The organism is Enterococcus sp. AAFC-DPL-5146 (assembly GCF_058216635.1).
Genome location: NZ_CM177103.1, coordinates 1214662 through 1232263, shown reverse-complemented (window position 1 = coordinate 1232263; position 17602 = coordinate 1214662). Strand labels below are relative to the sequence as shown.

At 31.8% G+C, this 17602-nt stretch carries 12 protein-coding genes; 4 read left to right on the top strand and 8 right to left on the bottom strand.

What is annotated here, in order from left to right:
* Positions 1-454 precede the first annotated feature (454 nt).
* Together AC4BB2_RS05520 and AC4BB2_RS05515 are read right to left on the bottom strand one after the other, a co-directional pair.
* Complete coding sequence (locus AC4BB2_RS05520; protein WP_490474429.1) at positions 455-4096, bottom strand: VaFE repeat-containing surface-anchored protein; 3642 nt, start codon at positions 4094-4096, stop codon at positions 455-457.
* A 391-nt stretch (positions 4097-4487) separates the two neighbouring features.
* Entirely contained in the window at positions 4488-4859 is a 372-nt protein-coding gene (locus AC4BB2_RS05515; RefSeq protein WP_490474428.1) for a hypothetical protein, read from the bottom strand.
* Between the two features lie 729 nt (positions 4860-5588).
* On the opposite strand from AC4BB2_RS05515, the gene AC4BB2_RS05510 reads away from it, so the two are divergent.
* A complete protein-coding gene (locus tag AC4BB2_RS05510; protein ID WP_490474427.1) occupies positions 5589-6488 on the top strand; it encodes a helix-turn-helix domain-containing protein in 900 nt (299 codons plus the stop codon).
* Between the two features lie 165 nt (positions 6489-6653).
* On the opposite strand, the gene AC4BB2_RS05505 is transcribed toward AC4BB2_RS05510, so the two are convergent.
* The 4 genes from AC4BB2_RS05505 to AC4BB2_RS05490 all read right to left on the bottom strand — a co-directional run bounded on the left by AC4BB2_RS05505 (position 6654) and on the right by AC4BB2_RS05490 (position 12070).
* Complete coding sequence (locus tag AC4BB2_RS05505; RefSeq protein ID WP_490474426.1) at positions 6654-7565, bottom strand: aldo/keto reductase; 912 nt, start codon at positions 7563-7565, stop codon at positions 6654-6656.
* A gap of 62 nt (positions 7566-7627) precedes the next feature.
* Complete coding sequence (locus tag AC4BB2_RS05500; RefSeq protein ID WP_490474425.1) at positions 7628-9103, bottom strand: helix-turn-helix domain-containing protein; 1476 nt, start codon at positions 9101-9103, stop codon at positions 7628-7630.
* A gap of 152 nt (positions 9104-9255) precedes the next feature.
* On the bottom strand, positions 9256-11280 hold the full coding sequence (locus AC4BB2_RS05495; protein ID WP_490474669.1) for a heavy metal translocating P-type ATPase: 2025 nt from the start codon (positions 11278-11280) through the stop codon (positions 9256-9258).
* 226 nt (positions 11281-11506) lie between these two features.
* Positions 11507-12070 carry a hypothetical protein gene (locus AC4BB2_RS05490; protein WP_490474424.1) on the bottom strand — a complete coding sequence of 188 codons (564 nt, stop codon included), beginning with the start codon at positions 12068-12070 and terminating at the stop codon, positions 11507-11509.
* 316 nt (positions 12071-12386) lie between these two features.
* Here AC4BB2_RS05490 and AC4BB2_RS05485 point away from each other — a divergent pair, with 316 nt between their 5' ends.
* From AC4BB2_RS05485 to AC4BB2_RS05475, 3 genes are all read left to right on the top strand, one after another.
* Positions 12387-13205, top strand: a complete 819-nt coding sequence (locus tag AC4BB2_RS05485) for a helix-turn-helix domain-containing protein (RefSeq protein WP_490474423.1) — start codon at positions 12387-12389, stop codon at positions 13203-13205.
* Positions 13206-13467: 262 nt separating this feature from the next.
* A complete protein-coding gene (locus tag AC4BB2_RS05480; RefSeq protein ID WP_490474422.1) occupies positions 13468-14727 on the top strand; it encodes a murein hydrolase activator EnvC family protein in 1260 nt (419 codons plus the stop codon).
* Positions 14728-14866: 139 nt separating this feature from the next.
* Complete coding sequence (locus tag AC4BB2_RS05475; protein ID WP_490474421.1) at positions 14867-15301, top strand: universal stress protein; 435 nt, start codon at positions 14867-14869, stop codon at positions 15299-15301.
* A 131-nt stretch (positions 15302-15432) separates the two neighbouring features.
* On the opposite strand, the gene AC4BB2_RS05470 is transcribed toward AC4BB2_RS05475, so the two are convergent.
* Together AC4BB2_RS05470 and AC4BB2_RS05465 are read right to left on the bottom strand one after the other, a co-directional pair.
* Positions 15433-16707, bottom strand: a complete 1275-nt coding sequence (locus AC4BB2_RS05470; protein ID WP_490474420.1) for a glycoside hydrolase family 125 protein — start codon at positions 16705-16707, stop codon at positions 15433-15435.
* Positions 16708-16722: 15 nt separating this feature from the next.
* Positions 16723-17520: a MurR/RpiR family transcriptional regulator gene (locus tag AC4BB2_RS05465; RefSeq protein ID WP_490474419.1), complete on the bottom strand. Its 798-nt coding sequence runs from the start codon at positions 17518-17520 to the stop codon at positions 16723-16725.
* Between the last annotated feature and the right edge of the window lie 82 nt (positions 17521-17602).

The window sequence follows — 17602 nt, the reverse complement described above, 5'->3', positions numbered from 1 at the left end:
AAATATGCCAACTTTGCAGTAGGAAGGAACTAAAGATTCGGATAGGTGTTAAGTAGCTAGTGATAGTAAACTATTTAGTAACTTTTTTCTATAGTTTTTTATGTCCGCAAAACTTCTCAAAGTTACTTTCAATATAATACATGATAAAATCCTCCGCCTCTACAAGTACAAGAGGGGAGGATTTTAAGTTCATTTAAATAAAATTTTCTAAATTATCAATCACATTCAATTCTAAAAGTTAAAACTGTAAGAATTGAATACTCTCAAATAAATAATTCTGCAACAACTTTTCTCGTTAAAACAATGAACGCTCATGTTTAGAGTACTAGCTTATAGAAGGTATTCAATTGTTTTTTAGATAATCGCCGCCAGATATATTTGATCCTTCTTACAACAATGATTACGTTTCACGTATGTTTATCTTTGGGGAAGATTAACTCTTTTCATTTACATTTTATTTAACAATATTTTTCTTGCGGTTCAACCAAACTACGACAGAAAATACAATCATAAACAGACCTAACCAACTAATGATTTGTAGAGTCTTCTCACCAGTACTTGGTAAAGTAGATTTTGGTCCTGATAATGGTGTAATACTTGTAGTAATGGGGTTAAAACGAACTGTTTGTTGTTCATTCGTCAAATCTATATGTTTAGCAATAACCTCATGTTTTGTTTCTAATATCTCGGTAAATACGATTCCATCATTAGTAAACTGTTGTCCATCAACTTTAAATTCAAAGTCAATAGTCATTTCAGTTTTATCAGCAATAAACGTTTTTTGATCACTGATACCATTAATTACCGATCCATCTGAAAGACGATGTGCCTTCACTTTAACTTTGTATTGATTTCCAATAACTAAACCAGTAATTTTTGCTGATTCTTTAATGATTCTGCCTTCTGTCGCTTCTAATACTTTTTCACCATTCTTACCTTGAGCAATTGTACTGATATTAGGATCACTAAAACAAACTGTTTGATCTTTATTGTTAAGATTATTATGGATAGAGATAATTTCACCATCATGACTTAATGTTTCAGTGAAAACAATCCCGTCACCTCTCAGTTCTTTTCCTTCCAAAGAAAAATCGAATTCAATCTTTTTTTCTTTTTTATCGGCAATAAATGTAACTTCTTTATGAACCTTCTCGTAAGCTTTACCTGTAGACAATCGATAGCCTTGAACATCAACTGTATATTCGTTACCGATAATTAAATCTGTAATTTCTGCGGTTTCTTTTACAATTACTTTTTGAAGCGGATCAAGCGTTTGTTTTTGTTCATCTCCAAAGGCTTTCGTTTTGATTTTTGGATCAGTAAATGTGATAGTTTGTTCTGCATTGGATAAATCTTTGTGCTCAGCTATTATTTCATCGTCATAGGTTAATGTTTCAGTAAAAACAAGACTATCTCCTGCTAGTTCTTTTCCATCAAGAACAAAATCAAATGCTAGTTCCATCTCAGTTTCAGTTGCGGTAAATACTAATTCTTCTTTTACTTTTTCATAAATTTTACCAGTAGACAAACGATAGCCTTGAACCGTTACTTTGTATTCGTCCCCGATAATCAAGTCTGTCAACACAGCAGTTTCTTTCACAGGTACTTTTTCATGAGGATCAAATAATTGTAATTCATCCTCACCACGAGCTTTTGTTGTGATCTTTGGGTCAGTGAATTTTGTAGTTTGATCTTCATTCTTCAAATCTTCATGAGTTGCTATTTCTTCACTTTCAAAGAAAAGTTTTTCTGTAAAAACAATTCCGTTTCCTTGAAGTTCTTTGCCATTTAATTCAAACTCAAAATCCATTTCCATTGTTGGTTTAGTTGCCACAAATGTTTTTGTTAAGGAAGCTTTCTCATAAGGTGTTTCATCTCTTAACTTGTACCCTTGAACAGTAGTGGTATATTTATGACCAGCAACTAAATCAGTAAACGTCACTGTTTCTTTCACTTTCACTTTTTTTAATGGATTGAATACTTGGCGTCCGTCTTCTCCTTGTGCTTTTGTTTTTATATTGGGATCATTGACTTTTATTGTTTGGCCAGAGTCATTGATATTCTCATGTTTTGCAACTTCTTTTTTGCTGACTGTATCGTAGATGTATTCATAAAATACAAGGTTTTTCCCACGATACTTATGTCCGTCAACTTTTACTTTCACAACATGTGCCCCTTCAAAAGCAAGAGGGGTAAATGTCCCTGTGAAAGTCTCTAATACTTCTGCTGTTTCTTTATCAACAATTTTGGTTGCATAAAGGTAGTTTCTTCCGGTAAATAACCATTTGTATTGGATTGTATCTTCTAACTCAATTTCTTTTGTTGGGTCAATAAATTTTTCACCGTTTTTACCAGTTGCAGTAGTATTGATAAGTGGCGGCATTGGTTCATTGTCAACATCGATTATTAATAATTGACCATCCTTTTCCGGTGTCACTTTGAAATTATATTCATTTTCATTTGGTAAAAATCCATGTAATGGCTCTAATTCTTTGAAGATATAGCCATCCTCATTATAAATTAGCTCATCAATGTTGATTTCTCCATTGGTATCCGTCTTATACTTATCAACTAAGGTTTTCGTTACACCTGTAATTTTATATAATGCAAAAGGTACTCCTTCAAGTGGTCTATTTGCATCTTTTTCACGTTTAATTAGTTTAATAGGCTGTCTTGCCCAACGATTTGTAAATTGTCGTGTAATCAATTCACCGACTTCTATCGTAACTTTTTGTGGCGAATTCTCGATAACTCTTCCATCGGGTGCTTTGATTTCAGTGATGATAACCTCAGTTCCCATTAAGATATCGTCTATCCGAGCAATTCCATCAGAACCTGTTGTACGTTCTTCGACGATTCCAGAATGTTCAAATTTAAAAATAGCACCTGCTAAAGGATTCCCTTGTTCATCTAGTTTTTGAGCTGCTGCTGAACCTGTTTTTACTATTTTTAAACGTAATGAAGCTTCTACAGATTCCAGTGCTCCTCCTGTAGCTACTGATTGAGAATCTGATTTAACCCAAAAATATTGTTCACCAGAATAAAATGATTTTCTATGAAATATGATATCTTCATCATTTGAATCAATACTTGGTGTTATCATCATGTTATTTCCTAGCCTAGTTATACCTTGATAATTATAGTCCCCTGCAAAATCATAATGAACAAAGGTATCATTACTATCAGTTAAAGTGAGTGTTTCACCAACTTTAACTGTAAATTCTCCTCCATTAAAAGAAGGTTTAACATTATAAAAATTATTCATTCTTTCATTAATTTGATTTTTATAATCATCGTAGTTTGGCAGACTAACATCAACTGTATAACCCATCAACTCCCAAATATACAGTTGAGTTGCACAATAATCTTCCTTTGAGTCTTCACTTTTCGCTCCAAAATTAATAACTTTATTGATTATATCTTTTGGAATTTCAGGACTAGGTACATTAATTTGCGGATTAAAGCCCTCTCCTGGCTTAAATAAAACACCTGGTTGTACACAGTAGGCTAGTTGCCCATCAATTCTAAATCTTGACATGTAACTTCCAGTAAATAACCAAGTACTACCACGATAAACTTTGTAAGAAAAATAACTATTGTCATTCTCTGTTCCAGTAGCATATGCTCTAATAAACGGTATATCAATTAACTCCCCAATCTCATTTCTAACTTTAAGTTCAAAAGAACTATTAAACTTTGCATAGTCACCGTACAAATAATTTGCTAGTGAAATGATTTCATCATTTGTCAAGCCTTTAACATCGTAGGGATCTTTTCTAGCAGCTAATTCTTCTCCCAAACATTTTTTCAGATTAGGTTCTTCTAGTGCTTCTCTTTTCTTTTCGTCTGTTGAGTTACTAGAGTCCGTTTCAAATGATGATTCTGCGTTTACTTCTGACGAATCTTCAATTGGACTAGCTATTGGTTTATTAAAATTTGTTTGTTCCGTTATTTCTTTAACTTCACTAGATTCTACATTAGTCAATACTTCACTTTCAGAATATGCAGTTATTGGCTGTATGAACAGTGAAAAATTTGAAGCCAATATACAAAACAGAACTAGATAAGAAATGATGTTTTTTAGTTTTAATTTCATTAATTTTTCCCCTTCACTTTGTCATTTTAATTAACATCGTAGTCTTTCTAAACCGTTGGTGAACGTATCCTCATTGCCATCCTCCTTTTATTGGGTACAAAAAAAACGACAATTTCTTGTCGTTTCATTCAAGTTTTATTTAATTATTTTCTGTGATTCATCTGAATTTATATGAACTTAATTCATTGATTTGTTTCCAACACAAATACACAATTCTTATAAAACTCTTGTCCAATCGTGAAGTTTATAGCAATCGTAACTTCAAACTCTATGAGAGTAGAATACTTTAAAAGTCTCTCAATGATACAGCATTACCTTTTTCGGTTCTAATCTTTCGCCCTAATCTGCACTGATAACGAAAGCGGTGGACTTGCCGGATATTTTATTTTTATTAGGTTAATCGATGTTCTTTTGCATTTATTTTTAGTTTCTGATTGTATTCTAATCGATCAAAAATCTCTTTATATACATCTCCTTTACCAGTGAATTTCAGAGGCATTCCTCTTTTTTGTCGTTTTCCAATCATGGTTTTTTTATGATCAAAAACTAACTGAATTTCTTGATAAATTTCTTCCAAATCAATTGAACCAGTCACTTTATACTGTTTTCCCATTTTACCTTCTTCAAAATACATGATACGCTGCTCTACTTGATTTTTATTTCTAGCTATATACCAATCACTAGAGTTATTAAACAATTTTACCAACCAAGCGTATGACACAAGGTCTTCCTTAAGCATTTTTACGGTATCTTTTCTTCCCATAATTAGATCTCCTTTATTATAAAAATGCAGTAAAACTTAAAAAGAAGAAGCTAACAAAAAAGGCTAGGGCACGTCACTTTATTAAGTGTAACGCGCCCTAGCCCAAATAAACACACAAACAAAAAAATTAGTATAAACAAAACGGAACTTAATTCTTACTGATGATAGAAAAAAATAAAGAACAAACAATATTTTCTCTGTCATAAACGTAAAAAATTTGCTATACTTTATGCTGTGGCTTGCTTCATTAAGCTGCAGGGGTGCATTCCACATAAACCAGTAAAGAGCTGTTTTATCGTGGACTAGTATTACGCTGACCTGGGCCTGAGAAACCCGGAGAGTGATACTAGTGCATCTCTATTTTTTTATATTAGCTTCTTCTTCTTAACCTTCAATACCATTTAAAATTACCATGCTTTTAAAAATAAAACAACCATTTTTTCATTTTTTATCTAGTAATTTCAGTTTTAAAGTTAAATTACTTTTATAAAAAAACTATTTTGCCACTTTATTCACTATTTTTCTCTGTGTTTTCTTACTTTTTAATTATAGTTTTAGTATCTTAAAATTACCACTAATGTATGAGAAAAGAACTATTTTTAGGAAAATAAAGGGATAAACTTAAAAGATGTTCTCGTTTTGAGCAAATAATGAACATCTAACATTAAATTGTTTTAATCGTTGATAAGTACTCTTTTCTTGAAATCTACAAAAAAAGGAGAATATGCAATGCAATCATTAACAGATGGAGAAGTTTTAAAGAAGTTACGTAAGCTTAGAGGTATAAGTCAAAAACAATGTTGTCAAGGAATCGTTTCCAGACATACCTACTCAAGAATTGAAAGAAATCAAACAACTTTACAATTCTATGTTCTTTTAGAATTGCTTAAAAGACTAAACACTAGTTACGATGATTTTTTATTTTTCAAACAAGAAAGAAATTCACTTAATTTTTTTGTTAAAAAATATTCTTTTCTTACAAAAAAAAATATTCAAGAAGATAAAATTATAGAGTTATATTCTTATTTACAAGAGAACAAAGATGGCAGCATTCAACAATTCCATTACTATCTACTTTTCAAAAAACATATGGAAGAGTTAAATTTTGATCAAATCGAAAAAATTGATACAAATGATTTGAATCGGTTAAATACGTACATAAATAACTTAACTTTCTTCTCTATGCTTGATTTAGCACTATTTTCAGACCTGTGTGATTATTTGATGTATGATATTGCAAAAACTGCCATTTTAAAGATTACAAAACAAATCAATAACTACAAAGCTAATGTTGATTTCACTCAAAATCAACAGCACTTCATACATCGTTCACTTTGCTCTATCACTTCTGTTGCTATATCAAATCAAGATTACGATTTTGTGAAGTACCTCTTGAAAAAAACGAAAAATTTTTTATATCGATTTCCTAATCATTATTTTTTATTGTTTCTACATTTTAATACACATACTCTAAATTATAAGCTCACAGCTAATGATTACTATCTAACCAAATTATTCGTACTCAAAGATTGTATGAACGAACTTGAAGATTATCAAGTTGCCAACAAAATTGAAAATCAAATAAAACTACTACTCCAACATAGTTCAATGAGTCCATTAGATTACTGAATGTTAAAGTTAAATGAATTCTACACAAAAAATCCATCCTGCACACTCAGAATGGATTTTTATTTATTAGGATTGTTCATTCACACAAATGAAATTCTTTTCTATATTTATATAGTACAATGCATTTGTGAAAAATGTGTGAATGAAGTTGTTCAAAATTGTAAATTAAGGTAAAACATTTCCAGCGGCACGATAAATTTCGTACCATTCTTCTCTGCTCAATACAATATCTGAAGCTTTTGCAATTTCTTTGATTCGATCTTTATTCATGGTTCCAGCTATTACTTGCATATTGGCTGGATGTCTTAAAATCCAAGCAGTAGCTAAACCAGTTGAAGTACAATTATGATTTCCAGCAATTTTATCTAAGGTATTATTTAGCTCTGAGAACTTTTCATTGCCAATAAAAACACCTTCAAAAAAGCCATATTGATACGGTGACCATGCTTGAATCGTCATATCATTTAAACGAGAATAATCTAAAATACTACCGTCTCGATCCACGCTAGGTTCATCAGTCATATTTACATGAATCCCTTGGTCTATCATACCGGTATGTTTGATGCCAAATTGAAGCTGATTGGCTATTAACGGTTGTTTAACAGTCTTTTTCAATAATTCAATTTGCATAGGTTTTTGATTGCTGACACCAAAGTGTTTTACTTTTCCTTGTTCTTGTAATTGATCAAAAGCCGCAGCTACTTCCTCTGGTTCAACTAATGTATCTGGTCGATGAAGCAATAACGCATCAATATAATCAATGCCTAATCGCTTCAAACTTCCTTCAACAGATGAAATAATATGTTCTTTTGAAAAATCAAACATTCCTTTACGAATCCCGCATTTTGTCTGTATGATTATATCTTCTCTTTTAATAGATGTTTCTTTCAACGCTTTACCAAAAATCGTTTCACATTCGCCACCACCATAGATATCTGCATGGTCAAAAAAATCAATGCCATGCTCATAGGCTGTTTCAATAATTTCTACTGGATTTTCTGCGCCATTCATTCTCATACAGCCTAGAATAACAGATGCTACTGATAACTCGCTTGCTCCAAATTGAATCTTTTTCACTGAAAAACCTCCTAAAATGTATTTACTATTATAGTTTAACACACTTAATTGAAAGGGTTTCATTATCCCACTTTATTCAATATTTTTTCAATTTGAAAAAACTCTTTTTCAGAAAAATTTGGCTCTATAAGAAGTACTTGTTGCGTAAACTTTCGATTCATCCCTTGATAAACAACAGTAGTTAAAATAACATCAGCATATAAAATTGATTTAGTTGTTCTAGCATATATAACCACTAAATTAAATCTGTTATAGAAAAAATTTGTGAGCCTTTTTCCAAGTTCTTTTTCCTTTTCCAATGATAGATCTGTCATTAAACAAATGAAGAATCTTCTTTCACTATAAACAGGAGAAATAAGTGAACTCAAAATCATAAAATAACGATAAAACAATGCATCTTTTGGTATTCGCTGATAAAATGGATTATCTTTGATCAGTCTTGACAGACATTCGTCCAGCTTACTGGTAAAACTTGGAAAAGTTTCTTTTAAAACCGTAACTGATTGATTTTTTTCAAAGGAAAAATGTGAAATCAATTCATAGTATAAATGAAATCCTAAAGATGCTACGATACTATCTTTTGAAAGTTTAAATTTTTTCTCCCAAAAAAAATAGCTGAATTTATTTTTCATAATCTGAGTACTTGAATAACAAGTGGTATTCTTTATGTAATGTTCCTCGATGATATAGGCCTGCATGCTGGAACCAAAGTATGGTAAAAATCGTGCCTGAATCATTAAGTAAATATATGCTAATTCATCAATATCCTTGTTTTTAGAATCTTTATTGTGTCGCATTATTTCAATGAATTTAGAAAAAATAGAACTATTTTGAATATATTGTTGCCATTCGTCTTTTATTGTTATATTCTTCCCTTTTTGAGAGCGCCAGGTGGCTATCTGAATAATTCTAAAAATAGCTTCCTTTTGGATGTCATTGATTTGCATCTGAAAAAAAATAATCAGTTGTTGTGTTAATTGCTTACACGCCTCTTTTTCCCTTAGTAAAAAATTATTTTTTGTTCCTTGATAAACAAACCAATAGAAATTTAGGATCAGTTCTCGAATTTGTTCTTCATTTCCTGATAATTCATATGTGCCACGTCTTAGATGTACACCAAACTTTTTTAGTCGATCATTGATTCTTTTTACTCGTTTTCTTAAACAAGATTCACTAATTAATAATTTTTCAGCAAACTCTTTTGTCTGAATTGTTTCCTCTTCAATAACCGCTTTTAGAAAAATAACCTCAGGTAGGCTACTCAAATACTGGACTAAAAAAATCTCCAAATATAGATCATTATCTCTTCTCAAGTAGAACCGATTTTTTGATCGACTACAAATCTCTAGATGAGTATCTAACTGATAGCTTTTGAACAATTTCTTCATTTTTTCCATATACCTTAAAATTGTTTTTTGACTAACGTTGATTTCATTGGAAAGTTGCTCCAATGTGATGTTAGTATCAACTGATTTTAACAGTTTAAATAGTTCAAGTAACCTGCCTGATTCAAAATCAAAAATTTCTTTATATTCCATCTTAAACCCTCCATTTTAAAAATAAACACTCATTATATCAGTGAAATTTACATAAAATCGTGCTTTTTTTGCTATTTACTCAGTAATTTTAGATAAAAAAAATAATGAATATGCATATAAAATATACGCGATATTCATTATTTTTCATCTTTTTAATTGTGGATGCGCAATGTCATAGCATTTGCAGCAACAATCACTGTACTCAATGACATCAAAATAGCTCCTACAGCTGGATTTAATAAAAATCCCCATTGTGCTAAAACACCTGCTGCAAGTGGAATTGCAATAATATTGTATCCCGCTCCCCACCAAAGATTTTGAATCATTTTACGTCGTGTTTGTCTGGCTAAATCTAGAAAGCGTAGGATATCTTCTGGATCACTATCTGTTAAAACAACATCTGCTGAATCAATTGCTACGTCTGTCCCTGCACCTATAGCAATACCAATAGTCGCTCTGACTAAACTAGGCGCATCATTAATCCCATCTCCCACCATCATAACTTTTTTTCCTTCACTTACATATGTTTGAATGAATCTTTCTTTATCTTCTGGTAATAGTTCCCCATGAAACTCATTAATGCCTAAGTAACGGGCAACTGACTCTGCAGCTACCTTATTATCTCCTGTCAGCATTATAGGTGTAATATTTTGTTCCTTCAAAGCAGCTATAAATTGTTTTGCATTTGGTTTCACTTTATCCCCTAAGGCAATCATAGCAACTAGTTCACCGTCAATAATCAAATAACTTAACGTATTTCCTTGTTCTTGATAGCCTTTTTTTAATGAATAATCAAGATTAAGGTTTAGGCGCTCTACTTCTTTTTCATTGACGATCTTACTTTCCATGTTATTGATTTTCCCAACCAATCCTACCCCAGAAATATTTTGGAGATTTTCAGCTTTATCTGGTGAAATATTTTTTTCTTTTAAATAATTCATAATACCGATAGCTATAGGATGATTTGCGTTTTTCTCTAAAGCACCTATAATACTTAATGCTTCTTCTTTGGTTTTATCTTTATCAATCATTTCAATCCCTGTTACGGTAAATTCACCTTCAGTCAGCGTGCCTGTTTTATCTACTAGAATATATTGAATATCATTTGATTGTTCTAATGCATTTCGATTTTTTAATAATAAACCGTGTTTAGCGGCTATTGACGTAGATCGAGCAACAACTAAAGGTATCGCTAAGCCTAATGCATGAGGACACGCAATGACAAACACTGTTACCATTCGTTCAAATGCAATAGTTAGATTTTTATCAATAATCAACCAAATTATAAATGATAACACTCCTACCCCAAGCGCTATATAAAATAACCATTTTGCAACTCGATCAGACATCGATTCTAATGTTGATTTTTCAGTTTGGGCTTTTTTGACCATATCCATAACCTTTGAAAGATAGCCTGTTTCGCCTGTGCCAGTTACAGTTATTTCAATCGTGCCGCTGCCATTAATGGAACCGCCAATTACTTTATTATTTTCATTTTTTGTGACTGTTTTGGATTCACCCGTAACCATCGACTCATCAACTGTAGTACGTCCTTTAATGATGATTCCATCTGCAGGAATTTTATCTCCTGCGGAAATGATTAAGCAATCATTTTCTTGTACTTGTATCAATGGTATTTCTTCCTGGGTTCCGTCTTTATTTAACCTTTTAACTTTATCTGGTAAAAGCTCAGCCATTTTCTGTAGTGCATCTCCTGCATTTGAAATGGCATTCATCTCAATCCAATGACCTAAGAGCATGATAACAATCAATGTTGCTAACTCCCAGAAAAAATCCATCAGGTGATTTTGAGGAACCAATTGATTCATAATAAATGCGTATATACTGTAAAAATAAGAAACTGAAATCCCCATGGCAATCAAAGTCATCATTGCAGGACTTTTTTGTTTCAGCTCCATCTTTGCACCTTTTAAAAAAGGTTCCCCACCATAAAAAAATAAAATTGTCGCTAAAATCAGTACCAACCAATCGGAACCTGGGAAAGTAAATTGAAAAGGTAAATTAACACCCATCATCGGTGATAAAAAAAGGATTGGTACCGCTAAAACAAGTGACAGCCAAAATTTTTGCTTAAAATTTCCCATGTGCATAGAATGATCCATGCTAGACATTTTTTCATGTCCATGAGTATTCGTGCCTGAATCCATAGTTTTCATGGTGTTGTGTTCTTGATAATTAACATGCTTTTCTTCATCGTTGTTCATTCAAACTCCTTCTTTCTTTTTTGCCTTTCTTTATACGTTGAACCTCTCTTTGAACGATTTTTTGAAGAAATTGGTATCCTCATTTCAAGCATAGCACAACATATCTTTCTGCAGAAACAAAGTCTCTTATTCATATAAACATCATTTTTTTGCGTAACTTATTTGTAGAGAGACTATTTTAATGCCATGTGTAACTTTTTAATAACCAAATTGCATACGCTCTTTTTTCTTTCATTTTTTTACGTTTTCGAATGTATGAATCTTTAATGTATCTGTAGATACTTTTTTCTGATTCCTGTTTTATTTCGCTATACATTTGTTTTATAGCTTTTCGGTTTGCTTTGTATTTTTTTCGATTACCACCAGTAAATCCGTAAAAAATATCGATTCCTTCTGACTTCTTAGTTACAGGTGAATGCAAAAACAGTTCATTTTGTGTTTTTTTTAATTTTTTTAGTAATTCTTCGGTTACTTGTTCATCCAAATTTTGTTTTATGATTATTTTGCAAAGTCTTGTATATTCAATTTTGGCAACATGGTTGTATACATGACTTGCATAGTCTAAGCCTTTATATAAGATGTTTGCACTAAAAGACATATTTACCAACAATTTATATTGTTGAATATAGCTTTCCTCTATTTTTAGCTTATTCTCTTGATGAGGAATCTCTTTATTCAGCTTTTCTAAAAATTGATACAGAAGGTGATTCTTTTGCTCTTCAACTCTACTTATTTTTTTCATTTTCATTTCCTCCTTATTAATGAATATTTTTCGGCATTTTTTGTTTAAAATGACAGTGAAAATAAATAAGCTATTATTTATGTGTACTTTTATAAATACATAAAAATAAAATATGAAAAATTATCACTATTATTTTAAACTCAAAATATTTAACTTGAAAAGATAAACAACAAAAAGACGACCAATTGAATACTTTTCGGTACAAAAACTATATCATTTAATGAAAAACATTACAAGAACAAAATGAAAAAAAAACGGTACACCTCTCCCTTAAAGAGTGATATAGTATAAGAAAGAATTTTTAGGAGGAATTATTTTGGAAATAGATTTAGTTGCAGCTGGAAAAAGAATCAGAGAAATTAGAAAACAACATAAATATTCAATGGCACGTTTTTCAAAATTAGTTGGGAATTCCAGTGCTAGTACTGTAAATAATTGGGAAAAAGGAAATAATTTACCTAACCAAGATAGATTAGAAAAACTAGCAATTCTTGGTAATACAACGATTGATTGGATTCGTTATGGAGATTTTAAAGACTATGTTGCCCGTTTATTGACAGAGGCAAATTTAAGAAGAAAAATTGATAATGAGCAATTTAAGCAACTACTTCTGACATTAAAAAAACAAAAAATCACTTACTCTCAAGATTTGAAGATCCTCACTACCGCAAGTGAAATGTTTCCAGATTTATTTGAAGCAAGTTATAAGTCAGCACTCTTAGAACAAGACAAACCTCTTATTTCAGAAGATTCTACAACTTACAGAATTGAACAAAATAATCGTTACAGAAGTGACTTTCTACCAAGAATTGAAGAATTATTGCATGACTCTGATGAAAAAGAAATAAATGCTGCTGTACTATTTCAAACATTTAATTTGCTAAAGCGAACGGAATCAAACAAAAGTTTTCCATTGATTCCTCAAATTTTTTCTATACTATCTGATGTTATGACTAATGACATTTCTTACAGAAGTAAACCTGATTCAAAGGTTGTAGATTATACTAAGCTTGCTAAAAAAATACCCAAAGGAAAACAGTTATCTGAGAAAACAGTGACAATAAAATATGAACAAGCAAAAAATGATTTAGCTTCATTGCTAGATGAATTTTATTCTGAAAATAATGAAAGATGACACATTTTCTTATTTATTTATTGTCTTTGATCAAGATTACTGCTATTTTTTTAATTAATTGTAAGTATCATATATTACAATTAGATGATAAGTTTATTTCCAGATTTTAAAATTCAACTTTTTTCATTACGCTTGTTCTTTTTACATGATTATTCTTATCTCCTTATGATATACTTTGTCTTATGCAATAGAAAATTACTAACGCTGACTTTTCATAAAGTTAGGTGTTTAAATCTGTTTAATAAAAAGCGAGGAATATCACTTGAAGAAAAAGTTACTAGTCACACTTTCATTTATTTTATTAGTAAATACAGCACCCATGAGTGTATTAGCTGAAGATATTGATCAAAAAATAGACAATCAAACAAAAAAAATAGAAGGTATCGTGAAAAATGAAAAAGATGCAAAAGCATACTTAGCAAATTTGGAAGCTCAAATCGCAACCATTGAAGCGGAATACCAAACTGTTCTTTCTGAAAAACAAAAGCATGAAAAAGAAATGAACAAACTGAATACTGACATTTCTAATTTGCAAACAAAGATCGAAAAGAGAAACGAACAATTACAAGCACAAGCTAGAGTCACTCAAACGAATCATGAACAAGAATCTATGCTAGCAGTTATACTAAGTGCTGAATCAATTTCTGATGCTGTCTCAAAAGCTTTAGCAGTTAACACATTAGTTACTGCAAACAATGATATTTTGACTGCTCAAAAAAACGATAAAAAAGAACTAGATGCATTGAAAGTTTCCTTAACACGAACACTAAAAACACTTGAAAAGAAAACAGAAGAACTTGAGGAAAAAGAAACTTCGTTAGCAGAAACAAAGCTTGAACAAAATGTTAAAATCAATGAAATCGCTGCTAACCTTGCAACTGAAACAGCCGAAAAAGATAAGTATGTTAAACAAAAAGAAGAAGCTATTAAAAGAAAAGAAGCTCAATTAAAAGCTATTGCTGAAGAAAAGAAAAAAGAAGCAGCGGCTAAAGCTTTAGCGGAAAAACAAGCCCAAGAACAAAAAACAGAAACAGCTTCTACTCAACCAGTGGAAAAACAACAATCAGTAACTGTTCCAGATACAAATAATGATATTGGCAGCAATCCTACCCCTCCAGTATCTTCTGGCGGCTGGTCTGCTCCTGTAGCAAGTATGAACGTCACTAGTGGATTTGGCGGACGTGAAGATCCTACTGGTATTTCAGGATCCTTCCACGATGGCATCGATTTTGGTGGATCAAGCGGTACACCAATCATGGCAGCTCGTTCTGGTGAAGTCGTTAGCGCAAACTATAGCGGGATGGCTGGAAACCATGTGGTAATCAAACATGATAATGGCTACTATTCTTACTATCTTCATATGAGTAGCTTAAGTGTTGCTGCTGGACAAAGTGTTGGCGCTGGACAAACATTAGGCGGTATGGGAACCACAGGGAATTCTACTGGTGTTCACTTGCATTTCAGTATCTCAACAGGCTTGTGGAGCGGATTTGTTAATCCAGCACCATTTCTTGGTTTATAAATAATAAAAAACGATAAGAATTCAGAGACTCTTTCTAATTCTTATCGTTTTTTATTATTAGCCTCTCTCCTTCAATTCGTTTAACCTAAATCATAGAACATGATATAATAAAAGTAGATAAAGAAAGGTGCTGATTGAAATGATTAATAACTACTCAAATATCTTAGTTGCTATTGATGGATCAAAAAATTCTGAATTGGCTCTACAATACGGTGTTGCTATCGCAATCGAAAAAAACGCTACCTTATATTTATTGTCTGTTGTTGACGAGAATGCGATCAGTCATAGTTCATACGCATACTCAAAAGTACTTGCAGAAGAAAAAGAAGCAATTGAAAAAGAACTGCTTAAAAATATTTATTATGCTACAGAGCAAGGTTTAAATGATGTAATACCAATAGTTGAAATCGGTAACCCTAAAGAGATGATTTCAACGACTGTCCCTACAAATCAAGCAATTGATTTAATTATCGTAGGTTCCACAGGTAAAGGGATGATTCAAGCTAATCAACTTGGAACAACAACAAGTTATGTCGTTCAATATGCCCCCTGTAATGTACTTGTTGTAAAATAATCTCCTTGTCTGATAAAAATTAAGCTATCCTTTTATTTATAAAGTATCTAAACAAATTAGTACGTCTGACTATATAGTCGGACGTACTAATTTGTTTTTTTTAAATACATTTCTTAAACAAGATATGTCGATTACTTACCAATTTTTAAATAATCCAATAGCAGTTCACAAAACATCATATTTGCCCAAGAGAACCATTCACGGGTATATTGATCAGGATTATCCACATTGATTCCTTCATGCATATAATTAGTTCCTGCATCGGTTCTCACGAGAGTATTTAAAAGTTCTGCCTTCTCAACTTGATTACTTGTCGTTAGGCCTTGGATACACAATGCGATCGGCCAAACATAATTTTTTGGGGTATGCTCGCTGCCGATTCCTTTTAATTTGATTCCTTCATAATAATATGGATTACTGTCAGACAAAAGAAGTCTTCGGGTATTTTGATAAATTTCATCATCATTTTGGCAATAACCTAGATATGGTGCAGCTAATAAACTGGGTACATTCGCATCATCCATCAACAAATAGTTTCCCAATCCATCTACTTCGTAAGCGTAAACTTTTTCCCCCTGATGTTCAACAATTCCCCACTTAGAAATCCCCTGATCTATTTCAAGTTTCAATTGATAAGCTTTTTCTGCCAATGAATCATCACTATATATCTCTTTACAAATTTCTTCTAAGTAACCTAAAATAACAACAGCAAACATGTTTGCGGGAATAAGATAATTATATGTACAACTATCATCACTTGGACGAAAACCAGACCAAGTCATTCCTGTATATCCACATGGTTCACCTATGCCATCATTGTTAAGCGTATCTTCTGGTCTTTCACCAAAACGTTCAAATCTATAAGGCGAATCTTCATGTCTCTGTTCTAGTTTAAAAACCGAAATAATTGTTTCAGCTGCTTGTTTAAACTCATTAGTAAAATGAAGTATGTCCCCTGTTTTTTTCCACAATAAAAAAGCTAGTTCGATTGGATAACACAAGGAATCCACTTCATATTTTCGTTCCCAGATCCAACCATTCATTTCTGTATCATCTTGATGGTAACAATGACCATTTTCAGTTTCATTAAAAGCATTTGCATAAGGATCAATCAAAATACATTTTACCTGACGTTCAATCAATCCACGAATCATCGACCTGATATGTAGGTCTTCTTGTGCCACAACCAAATATGGTTTAATTTGGGCAGAAGAATCTCGTAGCCACATCGCTGGAATATCTCCTGTAATTACAAATGTATCATCCAACGCTGTTATTTTTACTGTTGTTTCCAAGGTATTATCGAAACAGTTTGAGAACACCTCACTCCATCGTTCATTTTTAGATTGTTGTGCCACTGTTGTTTTTATATTATTGATTACCGATTTTGAATAATTGACTGTCATAAATCTTAGCCCTTTCTACTTCCCTTTTAAAATCACTTCGGATTTAATCCAAGACTTGATTGTGTCTTTATGGTACATCGACAAAATTTCTGTATACAATATATCAATGACAGTTAATACAGGAATTTGAGGAGATATGCCTCCCATATCTTTTTTTCCCATTGAGCTTGTTAAACAAAATGATTCTGCAAACTCTTTGTAAGGACTTTTTTCGTTTGCAGTAATCACAATTATATTGGCATTTTTTTCAGAAACAATTTTTACGGCTTCATATACAGTTTCGTTGTCTCCTGAAATCGAAGAAATAACGACCAAATCACCTTGCTGAACACCGTGAGCCATCATTGCAATTGAATGTTCATCTTTAATTACATTGATAATTTTTCCAAGGCGAGAAAACTTAAACTGAAAATCTTCCCCGCAAAATGAATTATACCCAGTTCCCCAATAATGAATGATTCGTCCAGCATCAATCATTAGTGCTCCCTTTTTTACTTCTTTTTTGTCTAATTTTTCAACAATATCATTTAAAAGTAATGAGTAATTAAGATTTACATAACTAATACTGGAGTCATTTTGTTGTTTAGTTCCTTTACTTGAGTATTTGTATAAGTAGATCAGTTCTTTATAATTTGCTAAACCGATTTTTTTACAAAAGCGTGTAATTGAAGAATTTGAAACGCTCAATTTTTTAGCTAGTTCTTGTATTCCTAATTCTTTATTCCCATCAAGAAAGTACTGGGCAATCACTCTTTCTACGTCAGTATACTTCTTTTCATTCGCTTGAATAATCAATTCAATATAGCTCTCCATATTAGACTCACTCCTTTGATTATACAAAATCAAACAAGAGACTGAGATGCCTACATCTCAGTATAGCTCTTGTTATTCATCA